Origin of the sequence: Vibrio sp. TRT 17S01, assembly GCF_050113695.1 — a bacterium.
Lineage (GTDB): Bacteria > Pseudomonadota > Gammaproteobacteria > Enterobacterales > Vibrionaceae > Vibrio.
On sequence record NZ_JBNJOG010000081.1, the window covers coordinates 1 to 517 of the forward strand.

The 517-nt window shown below is 39.5% G+C and carries 1 protein-coding gene; it reads left to right on the forward strand.

Annotated elements, in window-relative coordinates; translation table 11 throughout:
- The first annotated feature begins 25 nt into the window (after positions 1-25).
- On the forward strand, positions 26-508 hold the full coding sequence (locus tag ACQEXS_RS22565) for a DUF2314 domain-containing protein (RefSeq protein ID WP_050918038.1): 483 nt from the start codon (positions 26-28) through the stop codon (positions 506-508).
- The last annotated feature ends 9 nt before the right edge of the window (positions 509-517 follow it).

Here is a 517-nt window from a genome sequence, read left to right on the forward strand (position 1 = left end):
GGCGTTATGTTGTTGGAGGCTAACAATGAAATATTGGTTACTACTATTGGTATCAATTCTACATTCAGGTTTAAGTTTTTCGGGTGACGAAGTGAAGAGTAATCCAGTTTTATCCACTGACCTTCTATGGCAGAAGACAATTACCGAAGCTAAAGCGAGCATAGGATCCTTTCGCGAGCTATTGTCTAAACCTGAGCTTGCTTCTAGTTTTGCTCTTGTAAAAGTATACTTCCCAGAACAAGGTGCTTACTTATGGTTCATGGTGGTAGATGTAGATTCAAAGTCTTTCGTGGTTCAAGCTTTTGAAACACTACCTCAGTTAGATCATATTGTCGTCGGTGAAGCATACTCAGTTTCAGATGAAGATATCGTAGATTGGTCTCTGAATAACAGTGGTTCAATGTATGGTGGATTTTCAATGCGTTACATTAGAGACCAAAAAACAAAAGACGAACAAGACAAATATGACCAGTATGTAGGCGTAAAAGAATGGATGCCTCTGCCTTGAGTCCACAAC

Excerpts from the sequence above, each read along its gene's own strand:
- ACQEXS_RS22565 (WP_050918038.1), top strand. The coding sequence starts at position 26 with ATGAAATATTGGTTACTACTATTGGTATCAATTCTACATTCAGGTTTA.